We start from the raw sequence: 20,800 nt of genomic DNA on the forward strand, positions 1-20,800 counted from the left end.
GCCAGAAATTTAAATATCAATTATACATAACGCAGACGAGAGCATTTATAAGTATAGATCAGTATGGAAATGCAGTTCATCAAAGGGAAGGAAAGCAGTTTCATCTGGAAAATGAGACTGGAACCGGAGAAGTATCTTTATATCGTGCTTTTCCGGGAATAGAACTTGTCTATAACGATCTATGCCTATATGAAAAGATGTTGTTTGCAGATAGAAGAGCGTTAGCTGCAGGAGAGTTCATTTACAATCGGAGAGATTGCCACGCAGGTCGGATACCAGAACTATACTCTGAAACTTATAATATAACTTTCTCTAAAGAAATTCCAAAAGAATATTAATAGGGAAGTGTAATTACATAGCCGATTGGTTCGCTAAGAATCCGTCGGCTTTTTTCATGCCTATTTTTGTACATAGCCGGTCCCGTAAAAAGGATTGGCTATTAAATTTTTTCGAGGAAGGAGGAAACCATATGACCAAATGTAAAGTAATCGCCCTTGCAAATCAGAAGGGAGGAACAGCTAAGACCACAACGACATTAAATCTTGGAATTGGTCTTGCACATCAGGGGCGAAAAGTATTATTGGTTGATGCTGATCCACAGGGAGACTTAACAACCGCATTAGGGTGGACTGATGCAGATAATCTTCCGATTACGTTGGATACGCAAATGAAGAAAATATTACAAGACGAACCGTTTGGAGGAGCAGATATTGGACAGTCCACAGGCTGTTGTAGAATTGATGGGGAAGGAGTTATCGCAATATGACAGAGAGGTATTTTGCATCTTGAATATGAAAAATAATGGACAGGTAATCAATATGAATCTGGTCAGTGTTGGAACAATCAATGCCTCACTGGTAATTCCGAGGGAAGTCTTTAAGAGCAGTATTCTGGCAAATGCTTCTGCAATCATTGGACTTCATAATCATCCCAGTGGTAATGTGAAACCGTCAAAAGAGGATATGATCGTTACGAGGAAGCTGTAGAAGTGCGGACAGCTACTGGGGATAGAATTGCTGGATCATATCATTGTCGGCGGAACTAATGGAAAGATGCTCAGTTTCCGAGAAGAAAAGATGTTGAATGTGACAGGAAGGATGGATTGGGAGAGATAGAAGAAAAAAGAATTAGAAGTTTTTATTTATTGTAATATTTCATGTAGCGGCATTAGTAAAATAGTGTCGCTACAAAAAGCTGACTTATACATTGATATTATATGCATAACTCAAAATAAAATTGTTAAAAATAGAAAAAGAAACAATATATAACGAAAAAATCTCTAAATAAGAAAATTTACATTGACTGAGAGAAGAGTAAAACATATAATAAAGGTGGAGGTGTATAAGAATGTTAGTAAAAGTAAGTGTTGAAAATTTTAAATCTTTTGATAAAGCAGCAGAGCTGACAATGATTTCCTCAAATAAAATACGAACAAATGCAAATCACAGGTTAAAGATAAAAAGTACCCAGTTATTAAAATATGCAGTAGTTTATGGAGCAAATGCATCTGGAAAGACTAATCTGGCATTGTTTTTTAAATTTTTTAAAGATAGTGTCTGCAATGGTATTCCGATAGAAGCTACACAGATGTTTTGTAAGAATCGGCAGGAGAATAAGGAACGAGAAAGTAGTTTTGAAATTCAGATTACTGTAGGTGACAAATTTTATGCCTATGGTTTTTCTGCAGTTTTAAGCAGACGAAAAGTAACCGGAGAATGGTTATATGAATTATATCAGAATGGTTCAGCAAAATGTCTCTTTGAACGAGAAGGAAGTAAACGTCCGGTGTTAAATGATGGTATTACGCTGACAAACACAGAAAAAAATAAATTTGAAACCTATGCAGATGATTTTGAAGGAAATGAAACATCTTTGTTCCTGACAGAAATGAATCGTGGAAAAAAATATAGCACACGATCTAAATTATTGTTCTTCCGGGATGTATATGACTGGATTCAGAATCATATTTCAATCATTACACCGGATACGCCATTGATTGATCTGGAATATTATTATGATGATAATTCGCTGAAGCTGATTAACAAATTAATCAAAACATTTGATACGGGTATCAGCCAGGTGAAAATAGAAGAAATTACATTGGATGAGTTATCAAATGCATTGCCAAAATCAGTATTTGATAAGATGATGCAGCATGTAAAAAATAGAATGGAAGAGCAGGAAGAACCATCATTCAGAATGACGATGAGGTCGAAGGAAACTTTCTTTAATATCGAAGTTGAAGGACATTCTGAACCGAAGGTCACAACAATCCGGTTGCATCATAATAAGTCATTTTATGAGTTCGGTTTTGATGAAGAGTCTGATGGAACAAGAAGATTATTCGATTTGATGGATATGCTGTTGAATAAACGAGAAGATGTTCTTTATGTTGTGGATGAATTGGAGAGAAGCTTACATCCGAAGCTGACAGAACGATTTTTGCAATTGTTTATGCAGCTACATGATGAGCAGCGTATGCAGCTATTGTTCACTACACATGAATCATCCATTATGGATCAGGCTATTTTTAGAAGGGATGAAATCTGGTTTGTAGAACGTAACGCAGAAAATGCAAGCTCTATTTATTCCTTAGATCGTTTCAAGGAGAGGTATGATAAAGTGTTGAGCAAGGCATATCTGGAAGGAAGATATGGTGCGATACCGGTATTTTCAACATTCGACTTTAGAGAGGAGGAGTAGCCTTGGCTCCAGTAAGAAGTTATACGAATTGGAATAGCAGAACTACAGATGAAGAAGAACAGATTGAGCCTTATCGTAAGTACTTTTTCATATGTGAGGGTGCAAATACTGAAACATGGTATTTCAAAAAGTTAATTGATATCCGAAAAGAGTTAAATATTCATCCATTGATCGATATCCGGTTACTTGAAAAAACAGAGGGAGACAGGGATATTTCATTTCCAAGACGTTTGATTGAATTTGCAGAAAATCAGAAAGAAAATTCAGAAATAGCATTTGATAAAGAACGGGATAAGATGATTGTTGTATTTGATGGAGATATTTTTGAAGAGAAAGTACTTGATTATGATGAATTGGTAGCAGAAGGTGAAAAGAATAATATATTAGCGGTCAGCAATCCGGCATTTGAATTGTTCCTGCTGTTGCATTATGAAAACTCATACGAAGATGATATTGAGCCAAATGCTGAACAGATTATCCAGAATGAAAAAGATGGACATCAGACATTTATCTATAAGTTGTTACTTGCCAGAACAGGAATCAATCCAAAGAAGAATTCCTCAATTGGAGAACTGGCGAAGAATATAGAGATTGCTATTGAACAGGAAAAGAAAATCAATGAAGATATTCATCAGTGTAAAGGACAGATTACGTGTAATATAGGTCGGATTATTGATGAGATTCGGAAGGATGATGGAAGATAAATTATAAAATCAATAGTAAAACCAAAGGTGAATATCTGTTTTGAATCCGAGCGTAAAGTGAATTCAATTAATGTATTGCCTCAAAATTCTTATAATAAGCGTAATTAAAACCTAAGTAATAGAATCTTTAAAGCAAATATGCTAAAATAAGAAAAAAATTACTTATGTTTTGGAGTCGGAATATGGGGAATAAAAAGGTAGTCAAGAAAACGAATATTAGTAATACACATGTTCCAGATAAAGTATATGCTTATATGATACAATCGCATCATATGTTGTATGAATTGTTAAATTGTGAAAAGGGAGACAGTGTAAGTGTAGAAGTCTTTGATGATGTTGGTGTGGAACATCCAGATGGAAGTCGGGATGCTATTCAGTTGAAAAGTGCATTATCAAATAGAAATCCTGTTTCAAATAAGGCTATTGATTTATGGAAAACAATGTATAATTGGATGCTTTCTGCAGAAACAGGAGAATTGGATCCGGAAAATACAAAGTATATATTATTTATTAATGTTAATAAAAAAGGAACTATTGTTGATAAATTTCATTCAGTGAAATCTACAGAAGAAGCTATTGATGCGTGGAATAAGACAAAAGAAATATTTTATGATGAGGAAGGGAAGCTAAAAGAAATAGGAGAAGAATGTAGAAAATATGTTGAGTATTTTTATAAAGATGAAAAAAAAGATTTGGCTTTAAAAATAATTGAAAAATTTAAATATAAGAAGTGTATTGAGGATTATACAATTACAGTTAGGAATGAGTTTAACAAATCTGGAATTCCAGAGGATATTATTGATCCTATTTATGTAGGAATTATCGGGTGGATAGACATTAAAGTAACAAAAATGGTAGAGGCTGGACAACCAATCGCTATATCTTTAGAAGATTACCAAAAACAATTAAGAGCTTTATATCGAGAATACAATCAAAAGCATAGTCTTATGACTTATTCTGTAGAACCAAGTGATCAAGAAATTGAACAAGAATTTCAGAAAAAGAGAGTATATATTGAACAGTTAGATATTATCGATTGCGATTATACTGAAAAGGTAGAGGCTATTAATGATTATCTAAGAGCAGCGATTGATCGGGCTACATGGGCGGAAAATGGAGACATAAGTATGCAAAGTATTCAAACATATGAATCCAATTTGAAGCGCACATGGAAGTTACAAAAAAGAATAGTTATGCTCGAAAAAAAGAATGAATCATCTGAAGATCAAGGTAAAATGATATATTATAAATGTCAAGATAAAAATGTAGAAATGGATTCAGTATATGTGCCAGATTTTTTTAAAAATGGATGTTATCATGCTTTAGCAAATAATTTAGAAATTGGTTGGCATCCGCAATATTCGGAGTTAATCAAGGAGGAAAGTGATAGTTGGGAAATTTAGTTAAGGAATTTTACAATATTCAAAATCCGGCATTAAGTGCATATTTGCTTTCAAGATTTTCATTAGGATATATGGAAGAAAATCAAGATATGGCACCAATGCCATTGTTATTTATAGTGCTGCCGATGATGTATAAAAAAGAAATTGTGGATTTTATAGCATCAACACAAAAGAAATCTGGATTGCGTTTTTTCGCTGATAAATTCACTGAAAAAAAGAATAGTAATAAGGACCTGATTCTCCAAATTCAAAATACCAGTCAACGATACAAGGTAATGACATTAGAAGCTATTGGAATAGGGATGTCTGGAAAAATATTTGAGATTCAAAAAGATGCATATGTTTTGCCGTTAGAGGATAATATTAGTAGTTTTAAAACAAAGTCCAAAGAATTAGAAAAAATGGGAAAAGCTGCCGAAAAATTAGGAATATGGTGTTCAAGATTGACATTGATGGAAATTTCTCAAATTTTGAAAGTGAGGTTTTAAGATGTATTTTCAAGTTGAAAAGATAATATTATGGTCAAAAAAAGTACAGTATTCCTATAAAACTGTAAATTTTTGTTGTGATAAAATAAATGTAATTACAGGTGCTTCAAGAACAGGTAAATCAGCAATTATTCCAATAATAGATTATTGCCTAGGTGATGGACAATGCCAGATACCTGTTAATACAATAAGAGATGCTTGTTCTTGGTTTGGTATCATCGTAAAAATTGATGAGAAAAAATTATTGTTGGCCAGAAGAGAGCCAGGACAACACAAGGTAACAGATGATATGATGTTAATGGAAGGCGAAGAGATAGAGATACCTGAGATTCCAGGGAAAAATACAACATGTAAGAATGTCCGCAGATATTTAGATGAGTTAGCAAGAGTTACATTCTTAGAGCTTAATCAAGATGAATTTAACGGGTTTACAGATAGGCCATCTTTTAGAGATATGATGGCTTTTTGTTATCAAACACAAAATATAGTGGCTAATGCTAATACCTTATTTTATAAAGCAGATACAATGGAGCATCGTACAAAACTTATTAATATTTTTCCTTACATTTTGGGGGCAATTACACCTGAGATTTTAGCTAAACGGCAAGAATTGAATGAATTGCAAAAGAAATTGAAGAGAAAAGAACGCGAACTTCAAAAAATGCAAGAAGTGTCCGAAAAATGGCGTATTGAAATAGGTAGTTGGATTAATGCTGCAAAAGAAATAGGATTAATAGATGCAAAATATTCTACAGATACGCTTGATTTTGATGCACAAATGAATTTGTTGAAAAGAATATCACAAAAAAGTAGTGAAGATACTGTGATATTAAAAGAGAATGTAGAAGCGGCATCTAAAGAAATTATATCGCTTAGAAAACAAGAAAATCGAATATCAATGGAGTTGTCAAAATATAAAAGTCGATATATAGAGATGACTCAATTTATAGATAGTATTGATGAATACAGGAAAACATTAACAATACAAATTGATCGATTAAGTATATCAAAATGGTTGAATGAATTAATAAGTCAAAATGAAATTTGTCCGTTTTGCGGTAGCAAACATAATGTTGATGGTCAAATGAGGGAGCTAATTGGAAATTTAGAGGATTTAGAAGAAGAGTCGGAGGAAATCGCAGAAATTCCGGTAGCATTTGAAAGAGAGTATTCTATTGTACAAGGAAAAATATCCGAATTGACAGAGAGACTTGGGGCAGTTCAAAAGAGTATTAAGATTCAAAATAATAAGAAAGATGAGACATATAATCAAAAATATACATTGGAAAGTGTGTCCAGGTTTTTAGGAAAGCTTCAGTATGCAGAAGAAACATATAGAGCAATAGGCTATGATGGTGAGTTACAAGAAGAAATTTCTGAATTACAAAAGAAAATCATTGTATTACAGAATGAAATTAATGAGGGAGGCATAAGGAAAAGATTTGCGTCTGCATTGGAGAATATTGAGTTGAAAATAATGAAATTATTACCTTTGCTAGATACGGAAAGACCAGAAGATAGTGTTAAAATTGATTACAAAAATCTTACAATAACTGTTACAAGTAAATCTGGAAGAAAAGATTATTTATGGGAAATAGGTAGTGGTTCTAACTGGCTATCTTATCATATTTCTGTATCATTAGCATTTCAGATGTTTTTTGCAGAGAAAAAGTATTCGCCAATTCCGCAGTTTATTGTATATGATCAGCCTAGCCAAGTATATTTTCCTAATAAGGCAGCGCAAAAAGAAGAGGATAAAGATGTAGATCCTCATTTGGAAGACGAAGATATTTTAGCTGTAAAAAAGATTTTTGAAGCAATGTCTGAAGCCATGGAAAAGACGAAGCACCGGATGCAGATTATAGTATTGGAGCATGCGGATGAATCGGCATGGGAAGGAGTTAGTAATATGCATTTGGTTGAAGAGTGGAGAGGCGAAAATAATAAATTGATTCCAAATGAATGGTTGGATTAAAAAGAGGTATAATAATTATCTTGAATAAAATAATATAATACATAGCCAGATGGTTCCAACCAAAGGAATCACCTGGCTATTTTCATGCCCGGATATTATTCCCAATAATATCAATCCAAGGCAGGAAAGGAGATGAAAATTATGCCATATATACCACTATCAGTCGTGCAGGAGGTCAAGCGGATGGACTTGCTCACATACCTGAAAAATTATGAACCATACGAATTAGTTCACTTTTCAGGCAACACCTACACTACCAGAACACACGACAGTTTGAAAATATCAAATGGGAAATGGATGTGGTGGAGTCAGAGAACCGGTGGAAGATCAGCACTGGATTATCTGATCAAAGTAAGAGGATACAGTTTTTTAGAGGCGGTTGAATTGCTTGCAGAACGGGCAAATATTCAGCCGCCTCTTTCTGTATCTGAGAATGTTCCGATGGAGAAACAGTTGCTGTTGCCAAAGAAGAATCAAGATGATCAAAAAGTGATCACGTATCTTTCTGGACGTGGGATTGATAAGGAAATCATTCAGTTTTGCTTAGAGTCTGGAAGAGTTTATGAAAGTGCATTTCATCACAACGCGGTGTTTGTGGGGATGGATGAGAAAGATAATCCGAAATATGCAGCCATTAGGGGAACCGGTACCAGTTTTATCGGAGAAGCAAATGGAAGTGATAAGAACTATTCTTTTTCTATTTTCACAGAAAGATCATGTGATACGGTGCATCTGTTTGAGTCAGCCATTGATCTGTTATCTTATGCGACATTGTTGAAATTGGACGGGAAGGAGTGGAGAAAAGAACATTTATTGTCACTGGCAGGTGTCTATCAGCCAGCAAAAGAAATTGAAAAAAGTAAAGTCCCTGCTGCGTTGGCAAGAGCACTAAAAATACATCCAGAGGTGAAGACAATCGTTCTGCATTTGGACAATGACCGTATTGGAAGACTTGCCACAAAAGCAATTTCTACAGTACTTCCGAAGCAATATCAGGTAAAAGATGTACCGCCAAAACAAGGAAAAGATTACAACGATCGGGTCTGCATCAAGTTAAATCTGGCAATTACAAAGCGGGAAAAAAGCACGAAAAAGAGTATGTCTGTTCATGAAAAATATGAGAGATAGAAGGTGAAAAAAGATATGAAAATTGCAAGATATGAACTGAAGGTTGTGCATAAGAAAGAGTTGATTTTGACGATGGAAGACGATGTAGACAGCGAAGAACTGCTGAGGATTTTTCTGGAAACACAGTTGAAAGAAGAAAAAGAACAGGATGAATTGCTTGGAATTATTGCTGAAAAAGTGTCAGAAGAAGACTGTACGGAGCAGTGTGGAAGTTGTCAAAAGTATTGTCCGGCAAGTGAAGAATGCATGGGCAACTGATGAAAATGTACGATGCATAGATTGTGAATATTTGTGTGAAACTTGCGGGATTTGTGAACTGAAAAAATAAAAAAAGCAATTGTTTTTTCGGCAAGTAAATCTTCTGATACCCGGAACAGTGAGACGGGTGCAGAAGAATACACAATACCAGCAAGCAACGCCTTTGGATTGCCATACAGGTTTCCTGTCTGTCAGTCCGGCGGCAGCTTGTCAGGGAGAATCCCTGAAACCCTCAGAAAATGGAAAAGGAGAAAGTAACAATGTTGAAGTTTATTTGTGGAGTATTAGTAGGTGGCATCATAGGAGTTGTGATGATGTGCCTGTTGCAGATTAACAAGATTCAGTAGACGAAAAGAAAGGAGATACAAGATGCAGGTTGAAGTATCCGTGAAAGACAAGAAGAAAGCAGAAAAACGGTATCAGGAATATTTAAAGAAAATGAACAAGAAGAAGGGAGAACTGAAGAAATGATTGCAAAAGAAATGATAGCAGAAAAGGTGTTTGCGGAAGGTGTAGCAAAGGACATCCGGAATTTTCTCCCAGCTAAATATGAGAATGCAGAATTTCAGGTAATGCAGATGAATAAAAATAATGGAGTCCAGATGGTAGGAGTACAGGTAAGACTACAGGAAGAAAATGTGTGCCCAGTTGTTTATATAGAGCCGTTCTTCAATGAAATACGTTTGGGTGAACCTGTTGATAAAGTGATGAATGAAATTGCAAGATGTATGGAAGAAGCAGGCAAAGTTCCGTTTGTGCATAGCGGTATCAACCCAATGGATTATGATTCAGTGAAGGAACATCTGGCAGTGATGCTTGTGAACACGCAGGCAAACAAACGAATGTTACAGGAAATGCCTCATGAAAATATGGAAGATCTGTCGGCTATTTGTTATGTGGATTTCCCGGTAGAGTCTAACGATGGAAAAGCGACTATGAAGGTGAAAAATGAACATCTTAAGATGTGGAATGTGGATGCAAAGGAACTGTTCCAGCAGGCCAGAGCGAATACACAGCCTGTAAATACACCAATTCTTCAGTCAATGGACGAAATGTTGTTGAGTATTTTTAATGAAGAAGGACATGCGACAAACCTGTTAGATGAAAATGTCGATTTTGGACTTCGTTCACATGATATGTTGTATGCACTTACGAATGTAGAAAAACAATATGGGGCATCTATGATCACGCAGCCAGAAGTTTTAAATAAATTGGAACAACTTTTTCCAGAAGGATTTTATGTTTTACCGTCATCTGTGCATGAAGTTCTGATCGTTCCGGATAATGGAGAGATGGAACCGAAAATGCTTGGTGAAATGGTACGGGAAGTAAATAAAAATGAAGTGGAACGACAGGAAGTTCTCTCAGACAGAGTTTACAGCTACGATAAAGAAAAACACCAGATTCGTCAGGAACCAGATTCTATACAGAAAGTAAAGGAGATGGAGCGTTGAGAAAACGTAATGTAGCAATCCTTTTCCGGTTGAACAAAAAAGAAGCAGAGGCATTGGATAAGAAAGTAAAGAAAAGCGGACTGAACCGGGAAGCTTACCTGAGACAGTTGATTTCTGGTGTTGTTCCAAAAGATGCACCGCCACCAGATTATTATTCGATGATGCGGGAACTTCATAAGATTGGAAATAACTTAAATCAGATTGCACAGAAAGCACATGTGTTAAATGTAGTAGATGTGCAGCGTTATGATCAGGAAGTGAGGAAGTTCGATGAAGCAGTCCATAAGATTACAGAAGCAGTGATACTTCCGGAGAAAAATGAATCATGGCAGTGACATCAATCTGGAGCATCAAAGGTTGGATTGGAAAAGTAATCAATTATGCGGAAAATCCAGATAAGACCAAAGAACAGACGAACCAAGAACTGATTTCAGAAAATGAAACCGGGCAATTACAGGGGCTTAATGATGTAATTACCTATGCGGTAAATGCAGAAAAGACCAGACGGGGACAATCTGAATCTATGGAAATGGAACTTGCCGGAGAAGCGGAAGAACTGATGGAACAGTATGTATCCGGAGTTAATTGTGCACCGACAACTGCCAGAGAAGAAATGATTGCAGTGAAAAAGCGTTTTGGAAAGGAGGGTGGGATTGTAGCATTTCATGGATACCAGTCTTTTGCACCGGGAGAATGTAATCCGGCAATGGCACATGAGATTGGAAAGAAGCTGGCAGAAAAATTGTGGGGCAGTCAGTATCAGGTATTGATTGCGACTCATTTGGATAAGGCGAATCATCTGCACAACCATTTTGTGGTGAACTCAGTTTCATTCATTGATGGGAAAAGATACCACAGGACAAATCAGGATTACCGGGATATGCGGATGGTGTCAGACCGTTTATGTAAAGAATACCAGTTATCGGTTGTGAGGCAGCCAGAACAGGGAAAAGGAAAACATTATGCCGAGTGGCAGGCAGAACAGGATGGGAAGCCGAGTTATCACAGCATGGTAAAGGCAGATGTTGACGAGGCAATCCGAAAGGCGAGGACTGAAAAACAGTTCTTTTTTTATTTGCGGGAAAAAGGATATTCTTTTAAGTTCGGGAAAGACATTACCATTCGTCCGGAAGGGCGGGAGCGTGGTCTGAAGTTAAAGCGGAATTTTGGAGAGAATTATTCACTGGAAGCAATTAGGGTTCGGATTCTGGAAGAAAATGAATTACCTGTCGAGAAGAAAATTCCGGTTCAGAGGCATTACCGGATTCGGGTATCCGGCAACTTCAAGCAGACAAGAAAGATCGGAGGACTTCGGGGACTGTATCTGCATTACTGTTATCTTTTGGGAATCCTGCCGAAGAATCGCCCATCAATATCTGCCAAACAGGTGCATGTATTGTTCCGGGAGGATTTATTAAAACTGAATACCATTTCAAAAGAGACGAAGCTGCTCTGCCATTATCACATTGATACTGCGGAGCAGTTTTTTTCGTTGAAAGAAAGTTTACAGAAGAAAATGGAGCAGTGTGTGGAGGAGCGGAAACACCTGCGTTATAAGATCCGGGCAGACAGACCGGAAGAAGAAATACAGGAAATGAAGGAGCAGATAAAAGTTCTAACAGAGAAAATTGGAACGCTCAGAAAGGAGGCAGCACTTTGTGATGGAATCGCCGCACGTTCCAAGGTAATCGAAGAAAAATTTAAGATGGTGCGAGAAGAAAAAGAGAAGAAGGAGGAACAAAGCCATGAACACATCAGGCGAAGCCGCTGACCAGGTGGTGCGAATGTCGTTGGAAGTCGGTGAAGTAGCATTGAAGATCAGTGGTACAGGAGCGAAGCATCTGGCAGTGATGCTGTATGCAGTCTTAAAAGAGAAGAAAAAGACAAAAGGCAGAGTAAGACTTGAAACACTGGTCAAATCGGGTAGACCACTGACGGTATTTTCAGTGAAAGAAAGTGATCTGAAGCAGTTTGTGCAGGAAGCAAAACGATATGGCGTGTTGTACTGTGCAGTCCGAAATCCAAGAGGAAGCAGTGACGGATTGGTAGATGTGATTGTAAAGGAAGAAGATGCACCAAGAATCAACCGTATCGTAGATAGATTCCAGTTTGCATCTGTAACAGAAGCAGCGAAGATTAAGACGGAAATTGAGCGGACACGTGCAGAAAAAGCAAAAGCCGGAAAATCAGAGAAGCAGGAAAAGAAGCCGGAAAAAGTACAGGTTCAGCAAGAAAAACAGGGACAGGCAGAGCCGGAAAAAGATTATCCGCAGAAATCCAAGGAGGATCAGCTTATGGACGAGTTGTTTGGAGAGTCGGTGAAGAAAGAGGGTAAGGAGCAAAACCCCTCTTTGGCAAAGACGACCAAATCCCGTCTGTCCGAGCCTACCTCAAAGAAGCAAGAGAAAACCGCAGAGGGTACTTCTAAGTTATTTACCCCGGAAAAACCAGAGAAACCATCGGTCAGAAAGGAACTTCGGGAAATACAGAATGCAAGGAAGAAAGAAGCGGAGCGGCGTGAGAATAGAAATGATCCGGTGAGAAATCAGGGAAATAAAGACCGGAATCAGATTCGCCACCAGCAGCCACAACAGAAACGAAAACCAAGGAAAGGGAAAGAGAGGTAAATTTTATGGATAATAGTTTTGATTCTTTATTAAATGCATCGGCTGTACCACAGGATGAAAAGGTACAGGCATTTATTGCAGAAAGCAGAAATAACAGGAATCGCTGCTATGAGTTGTCAGAGCAGGTAACCGCACAAGTGGCAACGGATGGGAAAATGCTGCAGAAGTATCTGGATGTACAGAGTACCTTTGATCGATATGCTACCAATAATGCACTTCTGATTCTGGCACAAAGACCAGATGCACAGAAATTAGGTGACTATGGATACTGGAGAGATCATGGATTTTATTTAAAACGTATGGAACGACAGAATCCAGTTCTGATTTTAGAGCCGGGAAAAACATATAAGCGTGAAGATGGTACAGTTGGAAATTATTATAATGCGAAAAAGCTATATGATATTTCTCAGACAACAATGTCCGATACTACAATTCAAAAGTCAGAATATGAAGAACATGATTTAATCCGGGCGTTAGTCAGTACCCCTCCGGTAAATATTGTTGCAGCAGAACCAGAACAGATGCCGGATGAAAAAGGAGCATTTTTTAAACCGGAAGAAGGTTGTATTTATGTAAGAAAAGGGATGAGTGCACAGGAAATCTTTCAGAATCTTGTGCCGGAATTGTTATTTGCCGGATATGCGGATGGAAATCCACACTATGATAAAAATGAAGATGCATTTCATGTATCGTGTGCGTCTTATATGTTGTGTAAAAAATATGGAATGGATACCAGTCGATATAATTTTTTACATGCACCAGAGTTTTTTGAAAAAATGGAGACTCAGGAAGTGAGAGTGGAACTTTCCAGAGTCAGAGATGCAGCGAATGCAATTTCTGCAAGAATGGCAAAGGTACTGGATCAGAATCGGAATGCAACTTACCGACAGTCAGAGACTGAAAAAACCGGGCAAGACAGTTCTGAAAATGTGAAAGATAAGAAAGAAAATCCAGAGCCTGAAAAGAAAGAACAGAAATCCAGAGGACAACATAGAAAAGAAGCACGCTAGAAAAATTAGGGAAAGGAGAATGCAAAATGAGCAGTGATACGATTACGTTAGAACTGGATAAATATGAGAGCGGTGTAGTGTTCCATTCCCTGAAGGACAAGCGGAATCAGATGCTGAAAGAGGGAAAAGATACGGAGCTTGTCGATGACGTCTTAATGAAAGTCATAGAGAAAATCGAAGTACCGTCGGATAAGGTCAAGAGAGGACGCAGAAGCCATGAAGAACGATGATGAGCAGAGTGGTTTGATACTAGCAGTGATTGGAATTATCCCGGTTATCTGGTTTGCGTTACTTGTCGCACCTTATCTTTCGTCTGGTCTTATGGGGATTCTGGATGGAGTCCCGGAAGCGATGAACCATCCGTTTTCCGTTCAGTTATGTGGGGACAGTGAAAAAACTGTCCTTATTTTTTTGCTGTCTTACGGTATGGGAATTGGGATTTATCTTTCTACCAAGAAACATTACCGACGAGGTGAAGAACATGGCTCTGCCAAATGGGGGAATGTGAAGAAAATCAATCGCAGATACAGGGAGAAGCGATTTACAAAAAATAAGTTGCTGACTATGCATGTACGAATCAGCTACAATATGCGGAAGCATATGCGAAATTTGCTGACGGTTGTGATCGGTGGTTCCGGTTCCGGAAAGACGAGGTTTTTTGCGAAAGTAAATTTGCTCCAGGCGAATACGTCATTTGTAGTTTTAGATCCCAAAGGGGAAAATCTGAGAGATACCGGGTATCTTCTGGAAGAAAAAGGTTATGAAGTAAGAGTGCTTGACCTGATCAATATGGAAAAGAGCCATTGCTATAATCCGTTTGTATATCTGAAGGACGATAACGATGTGCAGAGATTGGTAACGAACCTGTTCAAAGCGACTACACCAAAAGGCAGTCAGTCTAACGATCCATTCTGGGATACCGCAGCTTCTATGCTGTTGCTGGCACTGATTTTCTTTCTGAGATATGAAGCACCGGAAGAAGAACAGAATTTCCCGATGGTAATGGAAATGCTTCGTGCCGGAGAAGTCAGAGAGGACGATGACCAGTACCAGTCACCGCTTGATGAATTGTTTGAGCGGTTGGAAATGAAGAACCCGGAACATATCGCAGTAAAGTATTACAAAGATTATCACTCTGGTAGTGCCAAGACATTAAAATCCATTCAAATCACATTAGCCGCAAGACTTGAGAAATTCAACTTATCCAGTCTGGCAGCACTGACTGCAACAGATGATTTAGACCTGCCATCACTGGGAGAGCGGAAAGTGGCTTTATTTGCGTTAATCCCGGACAACGACACCAGTTACAACTTTCTGGTGTCAATTTTATATACCCAGTTATTTCAGCAGTTGTTCTATCTGGCAGACCATAAATATGGTGGAAGACTTCCGGTTCATGTGCATTTCCTCATGGACGAATTTGCAAATGTTTCACTGCCTGATGACTTTGATAAGATTCTGTCCGTTATGCGTTCCAGAGAAGTGTCAGTCAGTATTATTTTGCAGAATCTGGCACAGTTAAAGGCATTGTTCGAAAAGCAGTGGGAAAGCATTATGGGAAACTGTGACGAATTTTTATATTTGGGTGGCAACGAGCAGGGGACGCATAAATATGTCAGCGAACTTCTGGGAAAGGCAACGATTGACACGAATACCTATGGAAAGTCAACGGGACATTCCGGGAACTATTCCACCAATTATCAGAATACAGGGCGGGAGCTGATGACACCCGATGAAGTTCGCATGTTGGATAACCGATATGCGATTCTTTTTATTCGTGGAGAAAGACCAATTTTAGACGAGAAATTTGATATTTTAAAGCACCCCAATGTGGGACTTACAACTGACGGAAACGGAAAACCATATCTGCATGGAGCAGTTGACCGGGCAGTGGCAAGTATTTCACTGGGAGACAGCTTGGAAGGCGAGTTCACAGATGATTCTCTGGAAGTGGAAGATTATGAATTATTATCCGATGAAGATCTGGAAGAAATCATTCAGAAATATCAGTAAATCCAAGAAAAATATATAGGAGGCTATCAAAAAAATGAAGTTAGATATGCGAAAGAAGCAGGAGAAGAAAGAAACAACAAAATCAACGAAGAAGCTGCCAATGACAGCAAAAATGAAACGTGCCATGGCAGTGTATATTGCAATGGTACTGATTATGACAGCAGGAGCAAGTACCGTATTTGCGGCAGACGATCCACTGACCGTTATCAATAATCTGTCCACGTTTATCTTTGGACTGATTCGTGCCATCGGAATGATTTTGTTGGGATTTGGAATTGTGCAGGTCGGTTTATCACTGAAATCTCATGATCCAAGCCAGAGAGCGAATGGATTCCTGACACTTGCAGGCGGTGTTATTATTACATTTGCAAAAGAAATCCTGAATCTGATTACAGGTTAAGAAGAATAGGAAATAAGGAAACGGGACGGTGCAGGCCCGAAAGGAATCGCACCGCCCAGGCTAAGACAGGAGGTGTTTAGAAGGTGTCAGATAACTGGGTAGTACAGAACTTGCAAAATGCCTTGGATACCTGGAACAGCAAACTTGCAGAAATCTGGCAGATACTCACACAGTCACCGGAAACCTTTAAGGGTGGCGGTATCTGGCAGGTGATTGTGCAGATCCATGGAGCATTGCAGGCAATCGGCTATGCTTTGTTAGTGCTTTTCTTTGTAGTCGGAGTGGTCAAAACTTGTGGAAGTTTTACAGAGGTAAAAAGACCGGAACATGCATTGAAAATTTTTATCCGTTTTGCGATTACAAAAGGCGTAGTCACGTATGGACTGGAGCTGATGATGGCATTATTCAATATCATACAAGGAGTGACCAGTACGATTATGCAGACCGCAGGATTTGGAAGTACGGAAGATACCGTTTTACCGGACGAAATCATAGAAGCGGTAGAAGATTGTGGATTTTTTGAAAGTATTCCTCTATGGGCGGTGACGTTGATCGGTGGACTTTTTATTACAGTTCTGAGCTTCATTATGATTATGAGTGTATATGGAAGATTTTTTCGATTGTATCTTTACACAGCGATTGCACCGATTCCATTATCTTCATTTGCAGGAGAGCCGAGTCAGAATATCGGAAGAAGTTTTTTGAAGTCATACGCAGCAGTGTGTCTGGAGGGAGCAATCGTGGTACTTGCCTGCATTATATTTTCATTGTTTGCATCATCACCGCCAGTTGTCAATCCAGATGCAGCAGCAGTCACTATGGTGTGGAGCTATATTGGAGAGTTGATTTTCAATATGCTTGTACTGGTCGGTGCGGTGAAGATGTCAGACAGGGTAGTGAGGGAAATGATGGGATTGTAAAAAGGACGCCCGAAAGCATCCTTAAAATTTATTCTACAATGTTGTTGCTATTGTTATACCGCATATTCCCCTGAGAATCAAAATGAACAGAATCTAAAGGAATCCCTCTTTGTCTGGCACGAGAAATCTGGAAGGACATATCGTCTTTCATAACTTTGTAGTATTGATGTTCCTGCCATTTGCGTCGCAGAGCAAAAATCCAGCTGAGAACAGAAAAGGCAGTCAGCAGATAGAGGATTGCAAATGCAAGTTTCTCATGAGTTGCTGCCCATGGATTCAGAATCGTGGAAACAGCAAGGAAGTATAACAGCGGTAAGGTCAGATTTAATCTGGCAGCAATCCGAAACAGCAGAGAAATCAGGAATAGAGCAACGGTAACAACAAGTGAAATCATAACAGTGATTGGCATAGGTCAGTCCCCCTTTCATTTACCCAAAGTGTAACAGAACAGGAAAAATATAACAAATGTGCGATTTGGAGGTGTATCGTTTTGGAAGTAAAAATTAACAAGGAAATCAGGAATTACACAGAGGCAATCTTTTTCGGGTTGTCCCTGAGACAGTTTATCTTTTCAGTATTAGCCTGCGGGATTGCCGTCGGGCTTTATTTTTTGCTTCATCCATACATGAGTATGGAAACAGTGAGCTGGATTTGTGTATTGGAAGCTGCCCCTTGTGTGGTGTTTGGATTTGTAAAATACCATGGAATGACAGCAGAGCAGTTTATCTGGGCATGGATTAAATCAGAAATCCTGATGCCGAAAAAACTGGTGTTCCGGTCAGAAAATCTTTATTTTGATGCAGTAGAACCAGTCATTAAAAAATATGAGAAAGAAAGTCTGAAGAAGGAGGGACGCAAGAAAAATGATAAAAACGCTGAGTAATATCTTCAAGCAGGATAAAGAAAAATTTGTAATTCCAAGAAGCGTACAGCAGGTAATTCCCATCGAGACCATCTGGTCAGAGGGGATTTTTAAAATCGGGAGAAATAAATTTGCACGTACTTATAAATTTACCGATATTAACTATGCAGTGGCGAGCAAAGTTGATAAGGAAACAATGTTCCTGGAATATATGGATTTATTAAATTCGTTCGATTGCGGTGGAACAACAAAAATAACGATCAATAATCGTCGCTTGAATAAAGTGGATTTTGAAAAAGCAATCCTGATTCCGATGCAGGAGGACGGACTGGATTTATACCGGAAAGAGTATAACAACATGCTTTTAGATAAGGCAACCAGTTCTAATAGTATGGTGCAGGAAAAATATGTGACAGTATCCTGCTATAAGAAAACGATCGAAGAAGCAAGAACTTATTTTGCGCGAGTGACAACAGAGCTGAACAGCCATTTTGCAAGACTGGGTTCCAAATGTGCAGAGGTAAATGGAGAAGATAAGTTACGGATTCTGCATGATTTTTACCGTACCGGAGAAGAATCGGGTTTCCATTTTGATATTCAGGAGAGTATGAGAAAAGGGCACAGCTTCAAAGATTATATCTGCCCGGATACTTTTGAGTTTGAAAAAGACTATTTCCGCATGGGAGATCGTTATGGAAGGGTACTTTTTCTTCGGGAGTATGCTTCTTATATTAAAGACGATATGATAGCAGAACTGACCGACATGAACCGGAATCTGATGTTGAGCATTGATGTGATTCCTGTCCCGACTGATGAAGCAGTACAGGAAGTGGAAAAACGTCTGCTTGGCGTGGAGACAAATATCACAAACTGGCAGAGACGGCAGAATGCCAACAATAACTTTTCCGCAGTGATTCCTTATGACTTGGAACAGCAGAGAAAAGAAAGTAAAGAGTTCATGGACGATCTGACTACACGTGACCAGCGTATGATGTTCGGTGTACTGACTATGGTGCATACTGCAGAATCGAAAAAGCAGCTTGACGCAGATACGGAAACACTTCTGACCATTGGACGGAAAAAGTTATGCCAGTTTTCAGTTTTGAAATTTCAGCAAATGGACGGACTAAATACAGCACTTCCCATCGGACACCGAAAGATTCCGGCAGTCCGCACGCTGACATCGGAGAGCGTGGCAGTGTTGATGCCATTCCGGGTGCAGGAGATTATGGACGCAGGCGGCATCTATTGTGGAGAAAATGCAATCTCTCACAACTTAATCATGTGCAATAAAGAAAAACTCTTGAACCCGAACTCATTCCTTTTGGGTGTGCCGGGAAGTGGAAAATCCTTTAATGCAAAAATGCAGATTGTATTCCTGGCACTGGCAACGCAGGACGATATCCTGATTTGTGATCCAGAGCGAGAGTATGCATCGTTGGTTGAAGCAATGGGCGGAGAAGTGGTTCGTATTGCTGCAGGAAGCAGGGACCACATCAATGCAATGGATATGGTAGACGGATATGGAGATGGCGTTGATCCGGTAATTGAGAAGTCACAGTTTATCTTATCTTTGTTTGAGCAGTTGGATAAAAAAGGAATCAATGCAAAGGAACGTTCCATTATTGACCGATGTGTGGGAGAAGTTTATGAGGAATATCAGCATGGCGGAGCAGTGCCGACTTTGCGGGTGCTGCGTGAAAAATTTTTAGAACAGGAAGAACCGGAAGCACAGGATTTGGCACTGGTATCAGAATTATTTACCAATGGAAGTCTGGACGCATTTGCACATGAAAGTAATGTTGATGTGAATAACCGTATCATGGTATACGACATTCTGGATTTAGGAAAACAGTTAAAGACCATGGGACTTCTGGTAATCACTGATGCAATGTTGAACCGGGTAACGGAGAACTGGAAACAGGGAAAGCGAACCCATATTTTCTTAGACGAGTTTCATGTAGTATTTGAAAATGAGTATTCCGGAGCATTTTTTAACTCTGCATGGCGAAGATTTCGTAAGCGTAATGCATTCCCGACAGCAATCACACAGAACGTGGAATATCTGTTAGATTCTGTTCTTGCAAGTACGATGATTTCCAACAGTGAGTATATCGTGATGCTTAATCAGGCAGAGCCGGACAGAGCAAAGTTGGCGACACTTTTGAATATTTCTACAGAGCAAATGGGATATATCACAAATGCAGATGCCGGTTGTGGTCTGGTGAAATATGGAAGTTCGCTTGTACCGTTCGTCAATAGATTCCCAACCAATACAAGATTGTATAAATTGATGACCACAAAGCCGGGAGAGGACAGTATCAACCGAGGAAGAATGTAACTTCAATAATCAATTTAAGAGAATGGCACTGGAAAACGTCACAATTTGTGGCGTTTTTTAGTGCCGGAAAAGGAGAGAAATATGTCAGAAATCAGATTTTCATCAAAGGAACACGAAAAGTTTTTTTATCAGATGTTAGCAAAATGCGGAAAACATGACAGTTATTACAGTTCATTTTTCTATTGTGTGGGAATTTCTGAAGATACCAGAAACCATGTTGACCGCATGTTTGATTTTAAGGAGCGTTTGATTAAACCGGAAGCACTGCATGAAGGGTGGCAGACAGGCGGTTCGGCACGATTGACCAGACTGGCTTTCAACTTGTGGAATGGATATGTGGAGAAGGGAGAAGAAAGTCTGTCTACCCCATACGAGATGTTCGATTGTGGCTATGCACCATATTTTTATGAAGCAATCCGCATGAAGTATCCGGAATACTGCCGGGAACTGCCACAGGTGAGCAAAAAAGAAACTAATCATGAACGCTAGATAAAGATTCAAATGGAGAAAAGCG

General features: G+C 38.7%; 21 protein-coding genes and 2 pseudogenes. 22 read left to right on the forward strand and 1 reads right to left on the reverse strand.

Annotated features, from left to right (window positions below; translation table 11 throughout):
• Positions 1-469: 469 nt before the first annotated feature.
• From DXC04_RS05200 to DXC04_RS05290, 19 genes and pseudogenes are all read left to right on the forward strand, one after another.
• Positions 470-697, forward strand: a pseudogene (locus tag DXC04_RS05200) (AAA family ATPase); the annotation flags it as partial.
• A 43-nt stretch (positions 698-740) separates the two neighbouring features.
• Positions 741-1,115, forward strand: a pseudogene (locus DXC04_RS05205) (JAB domain-containing protein).
• A 232-nt stretch (positions 1,116-1,347) separates the two neighbouring features.
• Positions 1,348-2,703 (forward strand): AAA family ATPase, encoded by a 1,356-nt coding sequence (locus tag DXC04_RS05210; RefSeq protein ID WP_009268661.1) that lies wholly within the window; start codon positions 1,348-1,350, stop codon positions 2,701-2,703.
• A 2-nt stretch (positions 2,704-2,705) separates the two neighbouring features.
• On the forward strand, positions 2,706-3,407 hold the full coding sequence (locus DXC04_RS05215; RefSeq protein WP_118660272.1) for an RloB family protein: 702 nt from the start codon (positions 2,706-2,708) through the stop codon (positions 3,405-3,407).
• Positions 3,408-3,589: 182 nt separating this feature from the next.
• Positions 3,590-4,810, forward strand: coding sequence for an ABC-three component system protein (locus DXC04_RS05220; RefSeq protein ID WP_118660274.1), 1,221 nt, complete (start codon positions 3,590-3,592; stop codon positions 4,808-4,810).
• Positions 4,798-5,298 carry a three component ABC system middle component gene (locus DXC04_RS05225; protein WP_118660276.1) on the forward strand — a complete coding sequence of 167 codons (501 nt, stop codon included), beginning with the start codon at positions 4,798-4,800 and terminating at the stop codon, positions 5,296-5,298. The genes DXC04_RS05220 and DXC04_RS05225 overlap by 13 nt, the downstream gene beginning before the upstream one ends.
• Before the next feature lies 1 nt (position 5,299).
• Positions 5,300-7,273 (forward strand): DUF3732 domain-containing protein, encoded by a 1,974-nt coding sequence (locus DXC04_RS05230; RefSeq protein WP_118660278.1) that lies wholly within the window; start codon positions 5,300-5,302, stop codon positions 7,271-7,273.
• 141 nt (positions 7,274-7,414) lie between these two features.
• Positions 7,415-8,401, forward strand: coding sequence for a DUF3991 and TOPRIM domain-containing protein (locus DXC04_RS05235; protein ID WP_118660280.1), 987 nt, complete (start codon positions 7,415-7,417; stop codon positions 8,399-8,401).
• 15 nt (positions 8,402-8,416) lie between these two features.
• The gene (locus DXC04_RS05240; RefSeq protein WP_243112107.1) at positions 8,417-8,659 is read left to right on the forward strand and encodes a hypothetical protein; all 243 of its coding nucleotides are present in this window, start codon (positions 8,417-8,419) and stop codon (positions 8,657-8,659) included.
• Between the two features lie 239 nt (positions 8,660-8,898).
• Positions 8,899-9,006, forward strand: coding sequence for a DUF3789 domain-containing protein (locus DXC04_RS05245; RefSeq protein ID WP_243112108.1), 108 nt, complete (start codon positions 8,899-8,901; stop codon positions 9,004-9,006).
• A gap of 120 nt (positions 9,007-9,126) precedes the next feature.
• Positions 9,127-10,113, forward strand: coding sequence for a DUF5688 family protein (locus DXC04_RS05250; protein ID WP_118660284.1), 987 nt, complete (start codon positions 9,127-9,129; stop codon positions 10,111-10,113).
• Entirely contained in the window at positions 10,110-10,448 is a 339-nt protein-coding gene (locus tag DXC04_RS05255; protein ID WP_118660286.1) for a plasmid mobilization protein, read from the forward strand. Before DXC04_RS05250 ends, DXC04_RS05255 begins: the two co-directional genes overlap by 4 nt.
• Positions 10,439-11,884 (forward strand): relaxase/mobilization nuclease domain-containing protein, encoded by a 1,446-nt coding sequence (locus tag DXC04_RS05260; RefSeq protein WP_118660288.1) that lies wholly within the window; start codon positions 10,439-10,441, stop codon positions 11,882-11,884. Before DXC04_RS05255 ends, DXC04_RS05260 begins: the two co-directional genes overlap by 10 nt.
• Complete coding sequence (locus DXC04_RS05265) at positions 11,859-12,740, forward strand: DUF3801 domain-containing protein (RefSeq protein ID WP_118660290.1); 882 nt, start codon at positions 11,859-11,861, stop codon at positions 12,738-12,740. The genes DXC04_RS05260 and DXC04_RS05265 overlap by 26 nt, the downstream gene beginning before the upstream one ends.
• Positions 12,741-12,745: 5 nt before the next feature.
• Positions 12,746-13,750, forward strand: a complete 1,005-nt coding sequence (locus tag DXC04_RS05270) for a hypothetical protein (protein WP_118660292.1) — start codon at positions 12,746-12,748, stop codon at positions 13,748-13,750.
• Between the two features lie 26 nt (positions 13,751-13,776).
• Positions 13,777-13,980 (forward strand): hypothetical protein, encoded by a 204-nt coding sequence (locus tag DXC04_RS05275; protein WP_118660294.1) that lies wholly within the window; start codon positions 13,777-13,779, stop codon positions 13,978-13,980.
• On the forward strand, positions 13,967-15,763 hold the full coding sequence (locus DXC04_RS05280) for a VirD4-like conjugal transfer protein, CD1115 family (protein ID WP_118660296.1): 1,797 nt from the start codon (positions 13,967-13,969) through the stop codon (positions 15,761-15,763). Before DXC04_RS05275 ends, DXC04_RS05280 begins: the two co-directional genes overlap by 14 nt.
• Before the next feature lie 34 nt (positions 15,764-15,797).
• Positions 15,798-16,163 carry a hypothetical protein gene (locus tag DXC04_RS05285; RefSeq protein ID WP_006426171.1) on the forward strand — a complete coding sequence of 122 codons (366 nt, stop codon included), beginning with the start codon at positions 15,798-15,800 and terminating at the stop codon, positions 16,161-16,163.
• Positions 16,164-16,246: 83 nt separating this feature from the next.
• Positions 16,247-17,083: a hypothetical protein gene (locus DXC04_RS05290; protein WP_055194710.1), complete on the forward strand. Its 837-nt coding sequence runs from the start codon at positions 16,247-16,249 to the stop codon at positions 17,081-17,083.
• A gap of 28 nt (positions 17,084-17,111) precedes the next feature.
• On the opposite strand, the gene DXC04_RS05295 is transcribed toward DXC04_RS05290, so the two are convergent.
• Positions 17,112-17,492, reverse strand: a complete 381-nt coding sequence (locus tag DXC04_RS05295; RefSeq protein ID WP_118660298.1) for a hypothetical protein — start codon at positions 17,490-17,492, stop codon at positions 17,112-17,114.
• Positions 17,493-17,573: 81 nt separating this feature from the next.
• On the opposite strand from DXC04_RS05295, the gene DXC04_RS05300 reads away from it, so the two are divergent.
• The 3 genes from DXC04_RS05300 (at position 17,574) to DXC04_RS05310 (ending at position 20,775) form a co-directional block, all read left to right on the forward strand.
• Entirely contained in the window at positions 17,574-17,966 is a 393-nt protein-coding gene (locus DXC04_RS05300) for a PrgI family protein (protein WP_055194706.1), read from the forward strand.
• Entirely contained in the window at positions 17,947-20,286 is a 2,340-nt protein-coding gene (locus tag DXC04_RS05305; protein WP_118660300.1) for a VirB4-like conjugal transfer ATPase, CD1110 family, read from the forward strand. The genes DXC04_RS05300 and DXC04_RS05305 overlap by 20 nt, the downstream gene beginning before the upstream one ends.
• Before the next feature lie 81 nt (positions 20,287-20,367).
• Complete coding sequence (locus DXC04_RS05310; protein WP_005337968.1) at positions 20,368-20,775, forward strand: DUF6075 family protein; 408 nt, start codon at positions 20,368-20,370, stop codon at positions 20,773-20,775.
• Positions 20,776-20,800 lie beyond the last annotated feature (25 nt).

It is taken from the genome of Dorea sp. OM07-5, from assembly GCF_003481355.1.
Classification (GTDB): Bacteria; Bacillota; Clostridia; order Lachnospirales; family Lachnospiraceae; genus Dorea_D; species Dorea_D hominis.

What these genes read in the sequence shown, in the direction of transcription:
- DXC04_RS05260 (WP_118660288.1), top strand. Translation starts at nt 10,439, where the DNA reads ATGGCAGTGACATCAATCTGGAGCATCAAAGGTTGGATTGGAAAAGTA.
- DXC04_RS05230 (WP_118660278.1), top strand. Translation starts at nt 5,300, where the DNA reads ATGTATTTTCAAGTTGAAAAGATAATATTATGGTCAAAAAAAGTACAG.
- DXC04_RS05275 (WP_118660294.1), top strand. Translation starts at nt 13,777, where the DNA reads ATGAGCAGTGATACGATTACGTTAGAACTGGATAAATATGAGAGCGGT.
- DXC04_RS05245 (WP_243112108.1), top strand. Translation starts at nt 8,899, where the DNA reads ATGGAAAAGGAGAAAGTAACAATGTTGAAGTTTATTTGTGGAGTATTA.
- DXC04_RS05210 (WP_009268661.1), top strand. Translation starts at nt 1,348, where the DNA reads ATGTTAGTAAAAGTAAGTGTTGAAAATTTTAAATCTTTTGATAAAGCA.
- DXC04_RS05280 (WP_118660296.1), top strand. Translation starts at nt 13,967, where the DNA reads ATGAAGAACGATGATGAGCAGAGTGGTTTGATACTAGCAGTGATTGGA.
- DXC04_RS05240 (WP_243112107.1), top strand. Translation starts at nt 8,417, where the DNA reads ATGAAAATTGCAAGATATGAACTGAAGGTTGTGCATAAGAAAGAGTTG.
- DXC04_RS05305 (WP_118660300.1), top strand. Translation starts at nt 17,947, where the DNA reads ATGATAAAAACGCTGAGTAATATCTTCAAGCAGGATAAAGAAAAATTT.
- DXC04_RS05270 (WP_118660292.1), top strand. Translation starts at nt 12,746, where the DNA reads ATGGATAATAGTTTTGATTCTTTATTAAATGCATCGGCTGTACCACAG.
- DXC04_RS05220 (WP_118660274.1), top strand. Translation starts at nt 3,590, where the DNA reads ATGGGGAATAAAAAGGTAGTCAAGAAAACGAATATTAGTAATACACAT.
- DXC04_RS05310 (WP_005337968.1), top strand. Translation starts at nt 20,368, where the DNA reads ATGTCAGAAATCAGATTTTCATCAAAGGAACACGAAAAGTTTTTTTAT.
- DXC04_RS05285 (WP_006426171.1), top strand. Translation starts at nt 15,798, where the DNA reads ATGAAGTTAGATATGCGAAAGAAGCAGGAGAAGAAAGAAACAACAAAA.
- DXC04_RS05265 (WP_118660290.1), top strand. Translation starts at nt 11,859, where the DNA reads ATGAACACATCAGGCGAAGCCGCTGACCAGGTGGTGCGAATGTCGTTG.
- DXC04_RS05235 (WP_118660280.1), top strand. Translation starts at nt 7,415, where the DNA reads ATGCCATATATACCACTATCAGTCGTGCAGGAGGTCAAGCGGATGGAC.
- DXC04_RS05250 (WP_118660284.1), top strand. Translation starts at nt 9,127, where the DNA reads ATGATTGCAAAAGAAATGATAGCAGAAAAGGTGTTTGCGGAAGGTGTA.
- DXC04_RS05295 (WP_118660298.1), bottom strand. Translation starts at nt 17,492, where the DNA reads ATGCCAATCACTGTTATGATTTCACTTGTTGTTACCGTTGCTCTATTC.